The organism is Microbacterium sp. M28 (assembly GCF_025836995.1).
In the GTDB taxonomy this organism is placed as follows: domain Bacteria; phylum Actinomycetota; class Actinomycetes; order Actinomycetales; family Microbacteriaceae; genus Microbacterium.
Window position 1 is genome coordinate 501,482 of the sequence record NZ_CP107546.1, and the last position, 17,807, is coordinate 519,288.

General features: G+C 68.9%; 20 protein-coding genes. 9 read left to right on the forward strand and 11 right to left on the reverse strand.

The window, feature by feature from the left end:
* Positions 1-33: 33 nt before the first annotated feature.
* Genes OED01_RS02350 through OED01_RS02360 form a run of 3 tightly spaced genes read left to right on the forward strand, consistent with a single transcriptional unit; the run spans position 34 to position 3,166 of the window.
* Positions 34-1,065, forward strand: coding sequence for a LacI family DNA-binding transcriptional regulator (locus tag OED01_RS02350; RefSeq protein WP_264156806.1), 1,032 nt, complete (start codon positions 34-36; stop codon positions 1,063-1,065).
* The gene (locus OED01_RS02355) at positions 1,062-2,057 is read left to right on the forward strand and encodes a hypothetical protein (protein ID WP_264156807.1); all 996 of its coding nucleotides are present in this window, start codon (positions 1,062-1,064) and stop codon (positions 2,055-2,057) included. The genes OED01_RS02350 and OED01_RS02355 overlap by 4 nt, the downstream gene beginning before the upstream one ends.
* Positions 2,054-3,166, forward strand: a complete 1,113-nt coding sequence (locus OED01_RS02360) for a glycerate kinase (RefSeq protein WP_264156808.1) — start codon at positions 2,054-2,056, stop codon at positions 3,164-3,166. Before OED01_RS02355 ends, OED01_RS02360 begins: the two co-directional genes overlap by 4 nt.
* A 113-nt stretch (positions 3,167-3,279) precedes the next feature.
* Here the strand turns inward: OED01_RS02360 and pgm are convergent, their stop codons facing one another.
* Complete coding sequence (gene pgm / locus OED01_RS02365) at positions 3,280-4,923, reverse strand: phosphoglucomutase (alpha-D-glucose-1,6-bisphosphate-dependent) (protein WP_264156809.1); 1,644 nt, start codon at positions 4,921-4,923, stop codon at positions 3,280-3,282.
* 24 nt (positions 4,924-4,947) lie between these two features.
* Here pgm and pheA point away from each other — a divergent pair, with 24 nt between their 5' ends.
* Complete coding sequence (pheA, locus tag OED01_RS02370; RefSeq protein ID WP_264156810.1) at positions 4,948-5,937, forward strand: prephenate dehydratase; 990 nt, start codon at positions 4,948-4,950, stop codon at positions 5,935-5,937.
* Between the two features lie 44 nt (positions 5,938-5,981).
* Here pheA and OED01_RS02375 read toward each other — a convergent pair whose 3' ends face one another.
* The 4 genes from OED01_RS02375 to OED01_RS02390 form a co-directional block, all read right to left on the reverse strand.
* On the reverse strand, positions 5,982-6,191 hold the full coding sequence (locus OED01_RS02375; protein ID WP_264156811.1) for a methyltransferase: 210 nt from the start codon (positions 6,189-6,191) through the stop codon (positions 5,982-5,984).
* Between the two features lie 73 nt (positions 6,192-6,264).
* Entirely contained in the window at positions 6,265-7,314 is a 1,050-nt protein-coding gene (locus tag OED01_RS02380; protein WP_264156812.1) for an LLM class flavin-dependent oxidoreductase, read from the reverse strand.
* 41 nt (positions 7,315-7,355) lie between these two features.
* Entirely contained in the window at positions 7,356-7,991 is a 636-nt protein-coding gene (locus OED01_RS02385; RefSeq protein ID WP_264156813.1) for a phosphoribosyltransferase, read from the reverse strand.
* A 42-nt stretch (positions 7,992-8,033) separates the two neighbouring features.
* Positions 8,034-8,333 (reverse strand): MerR family transcriptional regulator, encoded by a 300-nt coding sequence (locus OED01_RS02390; RefSeq protein WP_264156814.1) that lies wholly within the window; start codon positions 8,331-8,333, stop codon positions 8,034-8,036.
* Positions 8,334-8,455: 122 nt separating this feature from the next.
* On the opposite strand from OED01_RS02390, the gene OED01_RS02395 reads away from it, so the two are divergent.
* The 3 genes from OED01_RS02395 (at position 8,456) to OED01_RS02405 (ending at position 11,061) form a co-directional block, all read left to right on the forward strand.
* Positions 8,456-8,878, forward strand: coding sequence for an Hsp20/alpha crystallin family protein (locus OED01_RS02395; RefSeq protein WP_264156815.1), 423 nt, complete (start codon positions 8,456-8,458; stop codon positions 8,876-8,878).
* A gap of 66 nt (positions 8,879-8,944) precedes the next feature.
* The gene (locus OED01_RS02400; protein ID WP_264156816.1) at positions 8,945-9,172 is read left to right on the forward strand and encodes a DUF2795 domain-containing protein; all 228 of its coding nucleotides are present in this window, start codon (positions 8,945-8,947) and stop codon (positions 9,170-9,172) included.
* A gap of 122 nt (positions 9,173-9,294) precedes the next feature.
* Complete coding sequence (locus tag OED01_RS02405) at positions 9,295-11,061, forward strand: cation:proton antiporter (RefSeq protein ID WP_264156817.1); 1,767 nt, start codon at positions 9,295-9,297, stop codon at positions 11,059-11,061.
* 121 nt (positions 11,062-11,182) lie between these two features.
* Here OED01_RS02405 and OED01_RS02410 read toward each other — a convergent pair whose 3' ends face one another.
* Positions 11,183-12,595, reverse strand: coding sequence for a dicarboxylate/amino acid:cation symporter (locus tag OED01_RS02410; RefSeq protein WP_264156818.1), 1,413 nt, complete (start codon positions 12,593-12,595; stop codon positions 11,183-11,185).
* Between the two features lie 162 nt (positions 12,596-12,757).
* Positions 12,758-13,102: a hypothetical protein gene (locus OED01_RS02415; protein WP_264156819.1), complete on the reverse strand. Its 345-nt coding sequence runs from the start codon at positions 13,100-13,102 to the stop codon at positions 12,758-12,760.
* 189 nt (positions 13,103-13,291) lie between these two features.
* On the opposite strand from OED01_RS02415, the gene OED01_RS02420 reads away from it, so the two are divergent.
* Both OED01_RS02420 and OED01_RS02425 read left to right on the forward strand, forming a co-directional pair.
* On the forward strand, positions 13,292-13,669 hold the full coding sequence (locus OED01_RS02420; protein ID WP_264156820.1) for a DUF3052 domain-containing protein: 378 nt from the start codon (positions 13,292-13,294) through the stop codon (positions 13,667-13,669).
* Between the two features lie 165 nt (positions 13,670-13,834).
* On the forward strand, positions 13,835-15,313 hold the full coding sequence (locus tag OED01_RS02425) for an HNH endonuclease signature motif containing protein (RefSeq protein ID WP_264156821.1): 1,479 nt from the start codon (positions 13,835-13,837) through the stop codon (positions 15,311-15,313).
* Between the two features lie 173 nt (positions 15,314-15,486).
* Here OED01_RS02425 and OED01_RS02430 read toward each other — a convergent pair whose 3' ends face one another.
* From OED01_RS02430 to OED01_RS02445, 4 genes are read right to left on the reverse strand one after another with little or no spacing between them, the layout of a single operon-like run.
* Positions 15,487-15,717 (reverse strand): helix-turn-helix domain-containing protein, encoded by a 231-nt coding sequence (locus OED01_RS02430; protein ID WP_264156822.1) that lies wholly within the window; start codon positions 15,715-15,717, stop codon positions 15,487-15,489.
* On the reverse strand, positions 15,714-16,478 hold the full coding sequence (locus OED01_RS02435) for a hypothetical protein (RefSeq protein WP_264156823.1): 765 nt from the start codon (positions 16,476-16,478) through the stop codon (positions 15,714-15,716). The genes OED01_RS02430 and OED01_RS02435 overlap by 4 nt, the downstream gene beginning before the upstream one ends.
* Positions 16,478-17,083, reverse strand: coding sequence for a hypothetical protein (locus OED01_RS02440; RefSeq protein ID WP_264156824.1), 606 nt, complete (start codon positions 17,081-17,083; stop codon positions 16,478-16,480). The genes OED01_RS02435 and OED01_RS02440 overlap by 1 nt, the downstream gene beginning before the upstream one ends.
* On the reverse strand, positions 17,083-17,757 hold the full coding sequence (locus OED01_RS02445) for a hypothetical protein (RefSeq protein WP_264156825.1): 675 nt from the start codon (positions 17,755-17,757) through the stop codon (positions 17,083-17,085). Before OED01_RS02445 ends, OED01_RS02440 begins: the two co-directional genes overlap by 1 nt.
* Positions 17,758-17,807 lie beyond the last annotated feature (50 nt).

Below are 17,807 nucleotides of genomic sequence, written 5' to 3' on the forward strand. Positions count from 1 at the left end.
CGTGAACGCGCGGCGGACACTAGGCTCGACGTCATGACCTCAGCTCAGGACGCTCCGGCCGCGCGCCCGGGCCGCGGGGCCACTGCCACGCTGCATGACGTCGCCCGCGAGGCGGGCGTCTCGCTGGCCACGGCATCCCGCGCGCTGAACGGCTCCATCCGCAACGTCAAGGAGGAGAACCGCGAGCGGGTGCGTCTGGCGGCCGAGAAACTCGGCTACACGACGAACATCCTCGCGCAGGCGACCGTCCGCGGGACGTCGTCGGTCATCGCGTTGCTGGTCGCGGACATCGCCGACCCCTACTTCGGGCTCATCGCGTCCGGCGTCGCACGCGGCGCAGACGAGCAGGGGCTCATCGTCACGATCGCGGTCACCGAGCGCGACGCCCAGCGCGAGCTGCGGCTCGTCCGGGCGCTGAGGGGACAGCGGCCGCAGGGCCTCATCCTCGCCGCGTCGCGAGGCGCCGAGGACACCGCCATGCACGACGAGGTCGAGGCATTCACCCGTCTCGGCGGCCGCGTCGTGTCGTTCGGCGGCAGCGTCGCCGACGAGCGGATCGTGGAGATCGACAACGTCGCGGGAGCCCGGATGCTCGGCGAGGCGATGGCCGCTCGCGGGTACCGCCGGGCCGTGGTGCTGGCGGGCGCCGAGGGCATCCGCACCTCCGACGATCGCATCGCGGGTTTCCAGGCCGGATTCGTGGCCGGCGGCGGAGCAGCAGACCGCATCTACCGTTCGGGCTTCGCGCGCGAATCGGGCGCGACGGCGATGGCCGAGGCCCTGGCCGACGGCATCGATGCCGGGACGCTGGTGTTCGGCATGAGCGACGTGGTCGCGATCGGAGCGATGTCGGCGATCCGCGCGGCGGGCCGTGAGGTCGGCGCCGACATCGCCGTCTGCGGTTTCGACGACGTGCCGGTCAGTCTCGATGTGAGCCCTGCGCTCACGACCGTGCGGGTGCCGCTGACCGAGGTCGGCTATCAGGCCTTCCGCGCCACGGTGGATGAGGACTGGACGCAGCCGCCCCTCGACCTGGAGGTCGTCGTGCGTGCGAGCACGCCGTGAGCGGCGTTGCTGCGTACCGGCGACGGACGCGCCGGACCATCGTGGGCGCGACCACGGCGGTCGTCATCGCAGGAGCGATCGTGCTCGTGGCGAACGCCTGCGCGCCGATGAGGATCGCCACCTGGTCGGCGGTGCCGCAGGCCGAGGCCCTGGTCGGCGACAGCGGTGAGGTCACCGTCTACGTCAGAGAGCCGAACATCAACGTCTCGCCGCAGTGCGATCTGCGGTTGCAGATGCGCGAGGACATCTCCGTCGACGAACTGACCGACGTGCTCACGCGGGTAGACACGACCGATACCGGCGAGCGCTGCGCGATCACGGAGGTGCGAACAGTTCATCCGACATCGCTCCACGCCGAGGACTGGAGCGGCGTGAGCGCGCAGGGCTGGGCGGTGCTGGCCGAGCGGATGCTGCGCGACCGGTGGATCTCGATCTTCCGGGCCGAGGATGAGGATGCCGAGGCCGACTGGATCCTCGACGCGCCCCTGCTGCACGGGACGACGGCCGAGGGCGTCACCGGCATCCGCGAAGTCATCGCCGGCCCGCCGCTGGAACCCGTGCTCGGGCCGACGAGCTGGGACGTGCACTGGTCGCCGTCGGACGCCGATCCAGTGCCCCACTCGATCAGCGTCGTCTCGGACGTGACACCTCCGGTCGCGGTGGCGGACGCGCTCGATGACCTCGTGCCGCTCATCGATCGCATCACGCAGGACGACACCGGAGGAGACGGTGTCGCCGACCTGGACGACACCCTGTACTCGGTGAAGGTCGATCTGACGACGGCGGACGGGCAGACCCACGCGGTCGTCCGGCTGACCGTGAACGACTGGTCGCTGGACGACATGACCGCGCACGAGGCCGAATACCTCACGGCCAGTCGCGCGGCGGGCTACGCCGCCGAGTTCCTCATGGCCTTGCACGAATCCGACCTCGACCCTGACAGCGTCACCGTCGTGGCGAACGACACTCTCACCTGGGGAGACCAGAAATGAACCGCCGCATCGTCATCGCCCCTGACAGCTTCAAGGGCTCCATCTCGGCGGCGGATGCCGCGGCATCCCTCGCGCAGGGGTGGGCCGAGGTCGAGCACGACGCAGAGTTCCTGCTGCGGCCGATGGCCGACGGCGGCGAGGGGACTGTCGCGGCCTTCGAGGCCGCCGTCGACGGGGCCGAACGCCACATGGTGATCGTCGACGGCCCGGCCGGAGAGCCGATCACGAGCAGCTGGCTGTGGCTGCCTCCGACACCGGATGCCCCGCGAGGCAGCGCGGTCGTCGATCTGGCGTCGACGTCGGGCATCGAGCTGCTTGACGAACTGCGTCCGTGGGATGCCGACACGACCGGGTTCGGGCAGGCGATCGCCGCAGCCCTGGATTCCGGTGTCTCGCGCCTCGTGCTCGGCATCGGGTCCAGCGCGTCGACCGACGGCGGGATCGGACTGCTCACGGCGCTCGGCGCCCGTTTCCTCGATGCGCACGGCGAGCCCGTCGCGCCGGGGGCCGCCGGGCTGTGCGATGTCGTCTCGGTCGACAGGGTCGGTCTCTGGGGTGCACCGGAGGTGCGTGTACTCACGGACGTGACCAATCCGCTCACCGGTGACAGAGGCGCTGCGGCGGTGTTCGGACCGCAGAAGGGGCTGACGGATCCGGAGGACATCCGGACCGTGGATGCCGCTTTGGCGCGCCTGGCCGAGTTGCTGCGACTGGACCCCGCGCACCCGGGCGCGGGCGCCGCGGGGGGCGCCGGGGCCGCGTTGGTCGCCTGGGGTGCGACGCTGACGCCCGGCGCCGGAGCTGTGGCGGAGCTGATCGGTCTGGCCGACGCGATCGCCGAGGCGGACGTCGTCATCACCGGCGAGGGGTCGTTCGACGGCCAGTCCGGTGACGGCAAGGTCCCGTCGTTCGTCGCGGATCTCGCAGCTGATGCCGGGGTCACGGCCATGCTCGCCGCCGGCCGTATCACCTCGGATGCCGACACAGGCGCGTTCGCGGCATCCGCGTCGCTGACAGAACTCGCGGGCTCGGGCGAGGCCGCGCAGGCCGACGCCGCCGCGTGGCTGCGCGCCGCGGGAGCTGCGCTCGCCCGCGCCCACGTTCGCTGAGCTGCCCGCGCCCGCTTCGTTCGTCTGCGCCGGCGAGACCCGCTTTGCGGGGTGAGACTTGGCCAGGCGAAGTAAGTCTCACCCCACAACCCACGTCTCGCGAATGAGCGGCGTCAGCCCTCCAGGGCCGCGCTCACGACAGTGCGCGCCTCCTCCTGCACCTGGGCGAGGTGCTCCGGCCCGAGCAGGCTCTCGGCATACAGCTTGTAGACGTCCTCGGTGCCTGAGGGGCGAGCCGCGAACCAGGCATGCTCCGTCTGCACCTTCAGCCCGCCGATCGCGGCACCGTTGCCCGGTGCGTGCGACAGCTTGGCCGTGATCGGCTCGCCCGCGAGCGACCCGGTGGCCACGGCATCCGGAGCCAGCTTGCCCAGCGCGGCCTTCTGCTCGGGCGTCGCCGGGGCATCCACGCGCTGGTATGCGGAGGAACCGAACGCCTCCTCCAGCTCGCGGTAGCGCTCCGAGGGGCTCTTGCCCGTGACGGCGATGATCTCGGCGGCGAGCAGGCAGAGCAGGATGCCATCCTTGTCCGTCGACCAGACCGAACCGTCCTTGCGCAGGAACGACGCTCCGGCGGACTCCTCGCCGCCGAACGCGACGGTGCCGTCGAGCAGACCGGGGACGAACCACTTGAAGCCGACCGGGACCTCGAGCAGGCGGCGGCCGAGCGACTCGGCGACGCGGTCGATGATCATGGACGACACGAGCGTCTTGCCGATCGCGGCGTCCCTGGGCCACTCGGCGCGGTGCGAGAACAGGTAGTCGATCGCGACGGCGAGGTAGTGGTTCGGGTTCATCAGACCAGCGTCCGGCGTCACGACGCCGTGGCGATCGGCATCCGCGTCGTTCCCGGTGAGCACGTCGAAGTCCGCGCGTCGAGCGACCAGCGACGCCATGGCGGACGGCGAGGACGGATCCATGCGGATCTTCTCGTCCCAGTCGAGGGTCATGAAGCGCCAGGTCGGGTCGACCTCGGGGTTCACGACCGTGAGGTCGAGGTCGTAGACCTCCTTGATGTGCGCCCAGTAGTCCACCGAGGCGCCGCCCAGCGGGTCGGCGCCGATCCGGACGCCGGCGCGCTTGATCGCGTCGACGTCGATGATCGAGCCGAGGTCGCGCACGTACGCGTCGCGGAAGTCGTAGCCGGGCAGGGCGTCCCAGTCGATGTCGGCGAACCGCTCGAACTTCACGCCCTCCAGGCCGGCCTCGAGCAGGGCGTTCGCACGATCGGCGATCCACCCCGTGGCGTCCGTGTCCGCCGGGCCGCCATGCGGGGGGTTGTACTTGAATCCGCCATCGCGCGGCGGGTTGTGCGAAGGAGTGACGACGATGCCGTCCGCGCGTCCCGGGTCGTCCGCGAGCAGGGAGCGGTTGTGGGTCAGGATCGCGTGGCTGAGCGCGGGGGTCGGTACCCAGGAGTCGCGCGAATCCACGCGGACGTCGACGCCGTTCGCGACGAGCACCTCGATCGCGCTGCGTTCGGCGGGGAGCGAGAGGGCGTGCGTGTCCCGGCCGAGGAACAGCGGACCGGTGATCCCCTGAGCGGTGCGGTAGTCGACGATCGCCTGGGTGGTGGCCAGGATGTGGTTCTCGTTGAAGCTGCCGGTCAGCGCTGACCCGCGGTGCCCGCTCGTGCCGAAGGCGACGCGCTGCGCCGGATCGGACGGATCCGGGTGGCGGTCGTAGTACGCGGCGATCAGCGCGTCGACATCGATGAGGTCACTTTCCTCCGCGGGGAGGCCGGCACGGCTCGTCATATGTCCAGTCTGCCCCCAAAACGGATGCGCGTGCACCTTCGCGGCGAAGTGGGGAGGGCTAAGGTGAAACGCGTGACTGAACGGCGCACCTACAGCTATCTCGGCCCTGCCGGCACCTTCACGGAGGCGGCTCTCGACCAGGTCGCCGAGGCCAGAGGACAGCACTGGCGACCGGTGCACAACGTCGGAGAGGCCCTCGCGGATGTGCTCGAGGGACGCAGTCACGCCGCGATGATCGCGATCGAGAACTCGATCGAGGGCGGCGTCTCGACGACGCAGGACGCCCTCGCCACCCTCCCCGGCCTGCGCATCATCGGCGAGTACCTCGTCAAGGTGAACTTCGTCCTCGTCGCTCCCCCCGGCACGAAGCTGGAGGACGTGCAGGTGATCGCCGCGCATCCGGTCGCGTACGCGCAGTGCCACGGGTGGCTGAGCGCGAATCTGCCGAGTCACTCGCACGTCCCCGCGGCCAGCAACGTGGCATCCGCGATCGGCGTGCTCGACGGGACCAGTCCGGCGCAGGCCGCGATCGCCGCCCCCGGCATCGTGCAGCACTACGACGTCGAGGTGCTGGCGTCCGAGATCGGCGACAACACCCAGGCGGTCACCCGCTTCGTGCTCGTGACGCGGACGACGACGCCTCCTTCCCCGACCGGCGCCGACAAGACCTCGCTGATCGTGGAGCTGCCGCACGATCACCCCGGATCGCTGCTGGAGATGCTCGAGCAGTTCTCCACCCGGGGCATCAACCTCTCGCTGATCGAGTCGCGTCCGATCGGCGATGAACTCGGCCGCTACCGGTTCGTCATCGACGCCGACGGTCACGTGCAGGACGAGCGCATGGCCGACGCCCTGCTCGGCATCCGTCGGTTCAGTCCGCGCGTGGTGTTCCTCGGCTCGTATCCGCGCGCGGATCGGCAGATCGTGCAGTACCCGAACCGCTACGCCGACGACATCTTCGTCGAAGCCAGGGACTGGCTGCGCGGACTGCTCTCGGGCGAACCGGAGGCGTAGGGGTCACGCGCCCTGGCGCGCGACGCCCTGCCTCTCGCTGCGACTCAGTGCTCCTGAAAGCGCGGCCACGCGCTGCCAGGAGACATGTGCGAGTGCAGCGCCCCCTTGGCGGATTCCAGGCTCGGGTACGTCCCTGTGACGGCATCCGCTCCGGCCATCACGACGACATATCCCTCGTCCTCGTGCCGGATGCTCCCGCACACGCCGTTCGTCCCGTAGGCGACCCACAGTGCGCGTGTCTTCGTGGTGCTCATGGCGCTCCCTTCTTCCGATGCTCCTGACCGTACGCCTCGTCTCGCAGGCGCGCCAGGGGTTGCGGAACCGGAGCTACTGCGCGGCGGCGATGAGCTCGAGCGTCTGGGCGCGGCCGGCGGCGGCATCCTTCGGCTCGGCGTCGTAGGCGCCGGCGACGGGCGAGAGCATGACCTCGTCCACGCCGTGCGCCGAGGCGAAGGCGGCGATCTCGGATGCGACGGACTCGCCGGTGCCGACGAACCAGCGCTCGCGGGCGGCCCGGACGATCTGCTCGGTCGCAGGGTCGGATGCCGCGGCGAGCGCCTCCTCGACCGTCTCGAGCGCGGTCAGCGGCTTGTTCAGGCGCAGCCTCGACATCATGCGCAGCTGCGGCAGTGCGCGCGCTTCGGCCTCGTCCTGCGTCGGGGAGGCGACCACGTTGACGGTGAGGAACGTCCGCGGCTCGGGGTGGGCCTCGCTCGGCTGATATCCCGAACGGTAGAGGTCGAGTGCACGCTCCAGACCCTGTCCGGAGAAATGGTTGGCGAACACGTAGGGGAGCCCCTGGGCGGCGGCAAGCTGCGCGGAGTAGTCGCTGGAGCCCAGCAGCCAGACCTCGGGCACACCGGTGGCGGCCGGTGTCGAGCGGACGGTGTACTCGCCGCCGGAGGTGAACTGCACCTGCGCGCCCTCGCCGGACAGCAGCAGCGTGATGTCCTGCACGTGCCGGGGGAACTGCTCGACGTCGCTCGTGGTGCCCGACCCGCGCAGCAGCTGCGTGATCACCGGGTCGCTACCCGGCGCGCGACCGAGCCCGAGGTCGATGCGTCCCGGCGCGATGGCCTCGAGGGCAGCGAACTGCTCCGCGACGATCAGCGGTGCGTGGTTCGGCAGCATGACGCCGCCGGATCCGAGGCGCAGCGTCTTCGTACGCGAGGCCGCCGCCGCGATCAGCACCGGTGGGGTGGTGGATGCCACAGCCGGCATGTTGTGGTGCTCGGCGAACCAGTACCGGCGGTACCCGAGGCGGTCGGCGATCCCGACGAGATCGAGGGAGGCGCTGATCGCCTCCGTGCTGGTCTGCCCGGTGCGCACCGGCACGAGGTCGAGGACGGACAGGGCGGGGGCGGCGTGAGCAGACATCCCCGGATGCAACCGGAGCCCGCGGGCGGATATTCCCGGGATCAGGCGCGGAACGCCCGCAGCTGTTCGATCACCTCTTCGTCGGAGACCTGGGCGAAGTCGAGGTAGTGCATGCCGACGGCCATGAACGATTCCGGCGTGAGGACGCAGATGACCTCGTCCGCCTCCGGGACGTGCGTGACGGCATCCGGCGGGGCGACGGGCACGGCGAGGACGACGCGGGCGGCGCCCCTCGCTCGCGCGATCGCGCATCCTGCTCTGGCCGTCGCGCCGGTCGCGATCCCGTCATCGACGATGATCGCCGTCCTCCCGGCGAGCGCCGGAGCCGGACGTCCTTCGCGCAGCAGGTCGACGCGATGGGTCACCTCGGCACCCTCCCGCTCGCGGGCAGCGGTGACGGCGGATGCGGGGATGGCGCCCATCCCGATCACGTCCTCATTGAGCACGGAGGTGCCGTCCTCGCCGACCGCGCCCATGGCGACCTCCTCGTGACCGGGCACCCCGAGCTTGCGCACGACGAGGACGTCCAGGTCGGCGTCCAGTGCGCGGGCGATCTCGACGGCGACCGGGACGCCGCCGCGGGGGAGCGCCAGGACGATCGGGTCTTCCCCGTCGTGCTCGGCCAGCCGCGCGGCCAGGCGCCGCCCGGCATCCTTCCGATCCGTGAACCTCTCCATCCGTCTCTCCTGCTTCCGGCTTACGCCGGAGTGCAGGGCGGGTCAAGCCCCCGGTGCGGAGTCCTGTTCGCTGTCGAGCTCGTCCCGAAGACTGGCGTTCTCGTCCTCGAGTTCGAGCACGCGACGGATGCCGGCGAGGTTGACGCCCTCGCTGCGCAGGTCGGTGACGCGGCGGAGCCGCTCGACGTCGTCGTCGCTGTACCGGCGGGTGCCACCGTCGCTGCGGGACGGTGTGAGCAGTCCCTTGGCCTCGAAGAGTCGGAGCGAGGCCTCCGGCACGCCGGACAGCTGTGCCGCGACGGCGATGCCGTACAGCGGGGTGCTCGAGTCTCGCTGGTCCATGCTGAGAATTTCCTCACTCGCGCTTGCAGATCATCTCGAATCGGTCTATAAAAAATATACAGCAACACTCACAGATTATCTGCGGGGTGCGCTGAGTCATCGAAGACGAAAGGAGAACGCTCATGGCAATGACAATCGATCCCCTCAGCCAGCTCGACCGGTTCGCAGCGGCCGTGCTCGACTCCGCCCGATCGCCGCGCGTGATGCCGGTCGATCTCTTCCGGGACGGTGACCGGTACGTCCTCTGCGCCGACCTGCCGGGGGTGGACCCCGGCACGATCGACGTGGACGTCGACGGCGGTCAGCTGTCGATCCGCGCGCAGCGCACCGGAGACACGCGGGAGGGCGTCCGCTGGCTGGCGCGTGAACGCAACACGGGCAACTACCTGCGTCAGTTCACGCTGGGCGACGGCGTCGACATCGACGGGATCAGCGCGTCGTATGAGAGCGGCGTGCTGTCCGTCATCATCCCCGTCAGCGAGCGGGCCAAGCCGCGCAAGATCGCGATCGAATCCCGCGACGAGCGTCAGGCCGTCACAGCCTGATCCGCCGCCGTCCGGATGCCGGGGCGTCTGCCCCGGCATCCACCCCGATCAGAGAGGAGCAACATCATGGCCGTTTCCCCCGCACTCGACACCTTCCTCAAGAACATGGAGTACCCCGCGACCAAGGACGATCTGCTCCGGGAAGCCGTCCGCGAAGGCCTCGACCCGCGTGACCGCGCGGTGCTGGACGACCTGCCCGAGCAGAGCTTCAGCGCCCGATGGCACATCCGCTATCACGTCGCGCAGCGCGCCCTGGCAGATGCGACGGCGCCCCGCTCGCTCGTCAGCGCCTGACTGCTCGCGAGGCCTCGAACAGACCCCGTCGTGCCCACGCGGCACCGACGGGGTCTCGTGCGTGCGGACATGTCCGGCCGCCTGCCTCCGGTCTGGCACGCGCCGGGCGATAGCCTGACCGCATGGATGCCGAGCTCTTCTACGTCCTCGTCGGAGCCCTCTCCGTGGCGGCCGTCGCGCGATGGCGCGGGTGGCCGGCACCGCTGCTGGTCACGGTGGTCGCGCTCGCGGCATCCTTCCTGCCGTTCGTTCCGGACCTCGAGATCGACGGCCACCTGCTGCTGAACCTCGTGCTGCCGCCGCTGCTGTACTCCGCGGCCCTGGACGTCTCCTTCGTCGGGTTCAAACGAAGCCTGCCGCAGATCCGCCGACTGGGCATCTGGCTCGTGCTCGTCACCGCCCTGGTCGTCGGACTGGTGGCCTGGCTGATCTTCCCCTCGCTCACTCTGCCCGGCGCGCTGCTGCTGGGCGCGATCGTCGCACCGCCGGATGCCGTCTCCGCCGCCGCGATCGGCCGCAAGCTCGGGCTGCCGCGGCGGGTGATGACCGTGCTCTCCGGCGAGAGCCTCATCAACGATGCGACATCGCTCACGCTCTATCGGGTGTTCGCGGCGATCGTGCTCGGTGCGACGGTCAGCGTGCAGGACGGAATCTGGCAGTTCGTGGTCGCCGTCGTCGTCGGCGTCGCGATCGGTCTGGTCTTCGGCATCCTGCTGCACCAGCTGCGCGTTCGTCTGTCGGACCCCGTGGTGATCGGCACCTTCGGTCTACTGGTGCCGTTCGGGGCGTATGCGATCGCAGAGCACCTGGGCGGCTCGGGCGTGCTGGCGGTCGTCGCCATGGGGCTGTATGTCGGGTACAACGCGCCGCGGACGGACTACACCACCCGGCAGCAGGAGACGCCGCTGTGGCTGTCGGCCGACTTCCTGCTGGAGAGCTTCGTGTTCGCGTACATCGGGCTGCAACTGCCGCGTGTGATCAGTGATCTCGGCCGCGAATCGGTGGGGGAGATCCTGGTCCTCGCCGCCGTGGTGCTCCTGGTCGTCCTGGTGGTGCGTCCCGCATACATCTACCCGGCGCACGCGTGGGCGGTGTGGATGCAGCGTCTTCGGCTGCGGCGCTGGGAGCGAGCGGTGGCCTCGGGTGAATGGGAACGCAGGGAGCGTCTCGACGACGAGCGGCGGGATCGGTTCGAGGCGAAGCATCCCGAGCGTGCGGGGGGAACGCGGCGACGGCGGCCGACGTACGAGGAGATCCGTGCGCGTCTGACGGAGCCCGCGCTGAGCTGGAAGGACAACGCCGTCATCTCCTGGGCGGGCATGCGCGGCGTGGTGACGCTGGCGACGGCGCTCGCCGCGGCGGATCTCGCCGAGTTGGATGCCGAGGCATCCCACGCGATCGTCGTGGTCGCGTTCGTCGTGACGGTCGGCACGCTGCTGCTGCAGGGGCTGACGCTGCCGGTGCTCATCAGGGGACTTGGTGTGGCGAGCGACGTCGATGAGGAGCAGGACGCCGCTGAGCTCGCCGCGGTTCGCGCACGGACCAGGGCGGCGGGCGCCGAGTTCTTGGCGCGCAGGCGCGACGAGTGGGTCGCCGAGCACGGCGAGCGCGACCTGGCGGTCTTCGACGCGTTCACGAAGCGCATGACGACGGTTGAGAAGGAGACGGACCGGGCACAGGAGGCCGAGGAGGCCGCCACCCGCCCGACCTATGACGACCTCGTCGCGCTGTCGAGGGGATGGCTGCAGGTGCGCAGGGAGATCCTCCTGGAGGAGCGCGACGCGGGGAACCTCGATGAAGAGCTCATGCGCGAGCTGATCACGGCGATGGATGCCGAGGAGCTGGCGCTGGACACGCGAGGTGCGACGCGTCCGCAGTCCAGGGCCTAGTACTCAGCTCCCGGCGTCCCGGCATCCCTCATCGAGACCTCTCCGTAATGACGAAACCCCGTCGTATCTGCATGAACACGACGGGGTTTCGCAACGAGCGAGAGGTCTCGCGGCGGCGGCGTCAGCGGCTGCCGACGGTCTCCACTTCGGCATCCTTCTCGGGGGTGTCGTCACCGGAGTCGTCGGCGAACGGAAGGCCCTCGCGGGATGCGTTGTAGAGGTCCTCGTCGAGGATGCCCTCGCGCTTGGCGACGATCGTCGGAACCAGCGCCTGCCCTGCGACGTTGACCGCCGTACGGCCCATGTCGAGGATCGGGTCGATCGCGAGGAGCAGACCGACGCCCTCCAGGGGCAGGCCCAGGGTCGACAGGGTGAGCGTCAGCATGACGACGGCACCGGTGGTTCCTGCGGTCGCGGCCGAACCCAGCACCGACACGAGCACGATCAGCACGTACTGGAAGAAGTCGAGCTGGATGCCGAAGAACTGCGCGACGAAGATGGCGGCGATCGCGGGGTAGATCGCGGCGCAGCCGTCCATCTTGGTGGTCGCACCCAGCGGTACGGCGAACGACGCGTACGAGGAGGGCACGCCGAGGTTGCGCTCGGTCACGCGCTCGGTGAGCGGCAGCGTCCCGATCGACGAGCGGCTGACGAAGGCCAGCTGCACCGCGGGCCAGACACCCGAGAAATACTGCTTGATCGACAGGCCGTTGGTGCGGATCAGCACCGGGTAGACGACGAACAGGACGAGGGCGAGACCGATGTAGATCGCGCCGGCGAACCAGCCGAGACCGACGAGCTTGTCCCAGCCGTACTTGATGACGGCCGAGCCGATGAGGCCGAAGGTGCCGATCGGGGCGATGCGGATGATCCACCACAGCACGCGCTGGATGACCTTGAGCAGCGACTCGGTGAAGACGAGGAACGGCTCCGCCTTCTTGCCCGCCTTCAGAGCGGCTATGCCGATGACGGCGGCGACGACGATGACCTGCAGGATGTTGAAGCCGACGCTGGAGCTCAGGGCGCCGGCCTCGTCGGCCGAGGTCGACACGGTCAGGCCGAGGAAGTTCTGCGGGATGATCCCGAGGAGGAAGTTCCACCAGGTGCCGACCGTGTACGGGTCGCCGGGCTCGAGGCCCTCACCCGCGCGGGCGCCGGGCTGGATGACGAGTCCCAGGACGATGCCGATGATCACGGCGATGAACGCGGTGATGCAGAACCACAGGATGGTCTGTCCTGCCAGGCGCGCGGCGTTCTGGACGCGACGCAGGTTCGAGATGCTGGCGACGATCGCGGTGAAGATCAGCGGGACGACGGCTGCGCGCAGGATCGTGACGTATGAGCTGCCGATCCTGTCGAGCGTGTCCGAGAGAACGGTCGGGTTCTCCGCGGAGGCGCCGAGCTGGCGGCCGATGAGTCCGGCGACGATGCCGAGAACGAGGGCCGCGATGATCTGGAAGCCGAACGACGTCAGCAGCTTCCGCACAGGGCCACGGGTATCTGGCGCCTTCTTGGCGCGGGCGGTGGTGCTCATGAGACTCCTGGTCCGGGCGTGCCGAGGCGCACGCCGATGGGACTCAACGCTAAGCCCCCAGGTGTATTCCCAGGAATCGATATGACGAACGGTGACGGATGCCGAGGCATCCGTCACCGTTCGAGGAGGATGGTGAGCGTTCCGCTTGTCAGCGGAGAGCGGTCACTCCGTGCTGGTGATGCAGGTCGAGACGGCCTCAGCCATGGTCGACTCGACGAGGTCCTTCGCCTCCTGCGAGGTCTGGACGTCTTCGCCTTCGGCGATGTTGGCGAGATCCTGGTCGGAGATCTCCGACTCGAGGAGCGCCTCGGACACGCAGTCGACCTGGCCCTCGGTCAGGATGTCGGCCTGGCCGGAGTCCTCGAGGATCTTGGTGATGCCGTCGCTGAGCTCACCGGTGGAGGGGCGCTCAGCAGCGCTGCCGCCGCAGGCTGCCAGGGAGAACGCCAGTGCCGCGATCGGCACAGCGGTGAGAAGACGAGTACGCAGTTTCCGGTCGCTGTTCATGGGACCAACGGTATCGCCTTCCCAGCGGATTGATAGGTGCGGATGCGGGGGAGAACTACCCATCGTCCCTGAGATGGAGTTCACACTCGCCTCAACGCTCATCGCGGCGAATGCGAACGCGCGTGATCGCGCGATGGGCCAGTATCAGTAATGCACGGCGGCAGATTCTGAGAACAGAAAGCAGTGACGATGCCACGCACCACCGCAGAGAAGCTTCAGATCAAGCCCGGCACCGAGCTGCTGTTCGGCCCGTCGTCGGCGGAGCAGCGTGCGCTGCTCGACCCCCTGCCCGAGGGTGTCACGGTCGTCAACGGGATCGACGGCGACACCACCGATGTGGCGGTCATGTTCGCGAGCGATCGCGACGGGCTCGACGCGCTGCTGAGCGACGTGCTCCCGCTGCTCTCGTCACCGCTTGCCGTGTGGATCGGATATCCCAAGGGCAACAAGTCCGACATCAACCGCGACAGCATCTGGCAACGGGTGGAGGAGTTCGGCTGGACGCTCAACGCCAACATCTCGCTCTCCGACGTGTGGTCGTCGGTGCGCCTCAAACGCGTCGCCTGAGAAAAGGGAGAGGCGCTCTGCGCTTCGCGATCCGGACCGCCGCTCGCTCGCCATCGCTCCTCGCCGACACGGAGTGCTGGGCGCTGTTCACCGCGATCTCCGTTCTGTGACGCTGAAGACGTCGAATAAATCCCCTAATGTCGGAGGCCAATGTGATCATGAAGTATGGCAGTTTTCAGCGAGGTCGCGGCCCTGATCCCCACGTTGCGTGGGCATCGGATCCCGGTCGCGAGCGCTGACGATCTTCCTGCGACGCTGTCTGAAATGTCGGATGCCGAGATCCTCGCGATCCTCGAGGAGACGGTGGAGCTCGCCGGTCAGGTCGAGCAGATCAAGCTCGCGGCGGTGGGCGTCGCGGCTGCGCGGTCGACGCGAGCGCAGGGGCACTCGGGGCTCGCTCAGTCGCAGGGACGCCGTTCAGCGGTCGATCTCGTTCAGAACATCACCGGATCCACCAAAGGTGAGGCGGCGCGCGAAGTCAGGGTGGCGCTCGCGATGCTGGACGATGGAACGCGCGAGACGCTGACGGATGCCGGCAACACCCTTTCTCCTCAGCCCGTGGTCGCTTCCGTCATGCCGTGGTACGAACCGCTGCGGTCGGCGCTCCAGGCTGGAGCGATCACGACCGCGCAGTTCGACGTGATCCGCAACGGGCTCGGCGAACCGCCGGACACGGAGGATGACGACGGCGCGCGCGAAGCAAGAGACGTGTGGGCATGCGCCGCGGAGCAACTGATCGCCGAGGCTCCGGTGAGGTCCGTCGAAGAACTGCGCAGCGCCGCACGCGCCCTGCGCGACGTGCTCGACCCCGAAGGAGCCTTGGCGCGGTTCGATGCGCAGTATGCGGCCCGATCGTTGCGCGTCTATCGGGATTCATTCGGGCGCCGCCGCGGCGACATCGTGTTCGACGAGGAGAGCGGAGCATTCTTCGACAGCATCGTCGCCGCCGGTCTGCGCCCGCGGCGCGGAGGTCCGCGGTTCGTAGACACTAACGAGAAGGCCCGGGCCGAGGCGCTCGTCGCCGACCCGCGCACGAACGACCAGCTCGCCTTCGATCTCTTCATGGACGTCGTGCGCGCGGGCGCACTCGCCGAGCCGCAGGACGTGTTCGGCACGCGACAGGCCGGCGTCCGACTCGTGCAGGTGGTCGACGCGAATGGCGCGCCGGGATCGATCGTCCACACCGAAGACGGGCTCACCGCTCTTCCGGCATCGACTGCGGCTCAGCGCATCTGTGAGGGTGGGGTTGTCGCCGTGACCGTCGATTCCTCGGGCAATCCGCTCGACGTCGGACGAGAGCATCGGTTGTTCACTCCCGCGCAGCGCATCGCGCTGGCCATCAGAGACGGCGGGTGCCGAATCCCCGGCTGTGATCGGCCCGCATCGTATTGCGAGGCGCATCACATCGACGGGTGGTCGTCCGGCGGGCGCACCGACATCGATCGCGGGATTCTGCTCTGTCGCTTCCACCACATGAACCTCCACCACGGCGGATGGAGGATCACGCGCAACGGCAAGGACGACTTCGTGCTCCATGATCCGGGTGGAGAGGCGCGCATTCTGAAACCGAGAGCCGTGCTCCTCTACAACTGGGGTGCCGGCGGAGTCGATCCGCCTCCGAAACGGTTCCGTCCGGCGGCGTGACACCTGCCGGAGTGGGACTCGGCGGGCGCATGATGAACGCCTTGTGTCGGGGTGGCCAGAGGTGGACACTGAGGGTGAGCCACCGCACCCTGTGTCTCGACGTTGAGAGTCCATTGGATCTCACTGACCACGGCGCGGTGGCTCCTCACTGTCGGCGGCCAGCCCGACGGGTGTCACGCCAACACGAGCAGCTCGCCCACTTCGCACTCCAACGCGTCGCAGATCGCCCGCAGCGTCGAGTAGCGGATCGCCCTGGCTCGGTCGTTCTTCAGTACCGACAGATTCACGATCGAGATCCCGACGCGCGCGCTCAGCTCCGTCAGCGTCATTCCGCGCTCGGCGAGCAGCTCGTCGAGCCGGCAGTGGATGCCGGTGACCTCGTCGTCGGAGTCAGCCGGCGTCATACCAGCCCCTCCGTCTCGCGCTCGAGCCGGTCCCGTTCGGCCTGCAGTCGGGTGCCCTGGCTGAAGACCGCGGCCAGCGCGGCCAGCGCGATCGCGCCGCCGACCGCCGGCAGCGAGATCGACAGCATGAAGGTCGGCGGATACCATTCGCTGTCGGGGGAGAACACCTCGCGCAGCGCGAGCGTTCCCGAGATCTCGGCCAGCAGGTCGCCGGCGATGCCCACGACCAGCAGCACGACGGCGCCGATCGTCAGCGCGCGGACCACGGTGCGATGGAACGCGCGCCCGCGCAGAGTCTGGAAGCAGATCACCGCGATCATCGCAGCCGGCAGCGTCGACACGATCAGCTGACACAGCTCGGCCAAGGCGGAAAGCACCCGGACGCCCACGCTCGCGTCGTACACCGTGGGAGAGTTCACGGCCGCGGAACGGCACGCCAGAGCAGCACCCTCCGTGGAAGCGCCGTCCGCGGCACCGGAATCGACACACGGCAGATCCGGCGGAAGGGCGACGATCACATCCACCCCCATGAGCTCGACCCAGTCCGCACTGAACAGCTTGCCCACGATGGCGATCAGGCCGACGGCCGACATCATGACCCACCATCCGCTCAACGTGAGCGCGACGTCGAGGACGGCTGTCCTGCTGCCGCGCCGTCGTGCACGCCACACGACGAGGCCGACGACGACGGCGAGTACGAGCAGCGCGACGGCGATGAACCACAGCGACGTGCCGAGTTCGGCCGCAGAACCGAAGATCATCAGACGAGCCCTTCCGTTTCCTTCTGCAACCGGATGCCGCGCCGGAACGCGACCGCGATCAGTCCGACCGCGATGCCACCGGCGACGACCGGGATCGCCGCCCAGAACTCGATCGGATGCACGGTCTCGCCCGCGCCGACTCCCGCCGCAGCCAGCACGCCGTTGCGCGCGACGTTGTCCAGGCCGACGATCACCAGCGGCGCGATGGACAGCATCCAGCCCATGATCGTGAAGGCGAGCGCGTTCCCGCGGACGAAGACGCGGCCGCGCAGGAAGTTCGATGCCACGAGCATGACCGCGCCGATGACCACGAGCGCCGTCAGCGCCCACAGCGCGATCCCACCGACGATCGCGGCGACAGCGCCCGCGCTCACATCAGAGGCGAGGATGGTCGCCTCCCGCGCGATTCCCTCGACGGCGACCTCACCGGAGTCGATGGTCGCCGCGATCGGTTGCTCGTCGATCGGAATCGTCCAGGCGACGCCGTCATCACGGAACACAGCGTCCGCGCGGAGCCAGGTGCCGATCCCCACGACGACGGCGGCGCCGAGGCCGTAGAGGAGAACGGTGAACGCATCGGTGCGTTCTGATCGTGTGGCGTCCATCAGACCAGCCCCTCCGTCTCGCGCTGCATGCGCTGCCCGATCTCGAACGCACCGGCGATCACCGCCAGAGCGAGCCCCCAGCCGATGGGCGCGAGATCGATCGACATCTCGAAACTCGGCAGACCCACAGCGGTGAGCCCGAGTTCGGACGTGATCTCGGTATGCGCATTCGCGCGCACTGTCTGACCGAGGAGTCCGCCGGCCATGACGAGGATCGCCGCGGTACCGATACCCCAGGTCACCGCGGCGGAGAACGGCCGGCCGATGAACAGCCGCACGCAGATCCAGGCGACCACGATGCACAGGCCGATGACGCCGATCGAACCGAGGACGTCTGCAGCGGCCAGGAGTGCTCGTGGCGACGCGGAGAGCCCATCGGCCGTGATCGTCACGCTGTCGAACGTGGCATCGGCGACGCCTGGCGCAGCTGCGATCCGCTCCGCGGCATCCTGGTCCAGGGCCATCCGCGGTACGACGACTTCGTCCGCCGTCATGAGTGCGATCGTGTGGCTGATGAGGAGAACGAGATCGACCAGCGCGATCGCCGCTGCACTTCCGGCGATGAAGCCGAGGATCGTCTTCTCGGTAAGGCTCGCTGCTCGTCCAGACTGTACGGCGTTCGACATGATTCCCCCCCTATATCGATAGTCGTTGTTATCGATGGTCGTTAACATAACGATAGTCGATAAGCAGTGTCAAGACCCCGGCGCCAGGGGCTATGCCC

What these genes read in the sequence shown, in the direction of transcription:
- OED01_RS02350 (WP_264156806.1), top strand. Translation starts at nt 34, where the DNA reads ATGACCTCAGCTCAGGACGCTCCGGCCGCGCGCCCGGGCCGCGGGGCC.
- OED01_RS02360 (WP_264156808.1), top strand. Translation starts at nt 2,054, where the DNA reads ATGAACCGCCGCATCGTCATCGCCCCTGACAGCTTCAAGGGCTCCATC.
- pgm (WP_264156809.1), bottom strand. Translation starts at nt 4,923, where the DNA reads ATGACGAGCCGTGCCGGCCTCCCCGCGGAGGAAAGTGACCTCATCGAT.
- pheA (WP_264156810.1), top strand. Translation starts at nt 4,948, where the DNA reads ATGCGCGTGCACCTTCGCGGCGAAGTGGGGAGGGCTAAGGTGAAACGC.
- OED01_RS02375 (WP_264156811.1), bottom strand. Translation starts at nt 6,191, where the DNA reads ATGAGCACCACGAAGACACGCGCACTGTGGGTCGCCTACGGGACGAAC.
- OED01_RS02380 (WP_264156812.1), bottom strand. Translation starts at nt 7,314, where the DNA reads ATGTCTGCTCACGCCGCCCCCGCCCTGTCCGTCCTCGACCTCGTGCCG.
- OED01_RS02385 (WP_264156813.1), bottom strand. Translation starts at nt 7,991, where the DNA reads ATGGAGAGGTTCACGGATCGGAAGGATGCCGGGCGGCGCCTGGCCGCG.
- OED01_RS02390 (WP_264156814.1), bottom strand. Translation starts at nt 8,333, where the DNA reads ATGGACCAGCGAGACTCGAGCACCCCGCTGTACGGCATCGCCGTCGCG.
- OED01_RS02395 (WP_264156815.1), top strand. Translation starts at nt 8,456, where the DNA reads ATGGCAATGACAATCGATCCCCTCAGCCAGCTCGACCGGTTCGCAGCG.
- OED01_RS02400 (WP_264156816.1), top strand. Translation starts at nt 8,945, where the DNA reads ATGGCCGTTTCCCCCGCACTCGACACCTTCCTCAAGAACATGGAGTAC.
- OED01_RS02405 (WP_264156817.1), top strand. Translation starts at nt 9,295, where the DNA reads ATGGATGCCGAGCTCTTCTACGTCCTCGTCGGAGCCCTCTCCGTGGCG.
- OED01_RS02410 (WP_264156818.1), bottom strand. Translation starts at nt 12,595, where the DNA reads ATGAGCACCACCGCCCGCGCCAAGAAGGCGCCAGATACCCGTGGCCCT.
- OED01_RS02415 (WP_264156819.1), bottom strand. Translation starts at nt 13,102, where the DNA reads ATGAACAGCGACCGGAAACTGCGTACTCGTCTTCTCACCGCTGTGCCG.
- OED01_RS02420 (WP_264156820.1), top strand. Translation starts at nt 13,292, where the DNA reads ATGCCACGCACCACCGCAGAGAAGCTTCAGATCAAGCCCGGCACCGAG.
- OED01_RS02425 (WP_264156821.1), top strand. Translation starts at nt 13,835, where the DNA reads ATGGCAGTTTTCAGCGAGGTCGCGGCCCTGATCCCCACGTTGCGTGGG.
- OED01_RS02430 (WP_264156822.1), bottom strand. Translation starts at nt 15,717, where the DNA reads ATGACGCCGGCTGACTCCGACGACGAGGTCACCGGCATCCACTGCCGG.
- OED01_RS02435 (WP_264156823.1), bottom strand. Translation starts at nt 16,478, where the DNA reads ATGATCTTCGGTTCTGCGGCCGAACTCGGCACGTCGCTGTGGTTCATC.
- OED01_RS02440 (WP_264156824.1), bottom strand. Translation starts at nt 17,083, where the DNA reads ATGGACGCCACACGATCAGAACGCACCGATGCGTTCACCGTTCTCCTC.
- OED01_RS02445 (WP_264156825.1), bottom strand. Translation starts at nt 17,757, where the DNA reads ATGTTAACGACCATCGATAACAACGACTATCGATATAGGGGGGGAATC.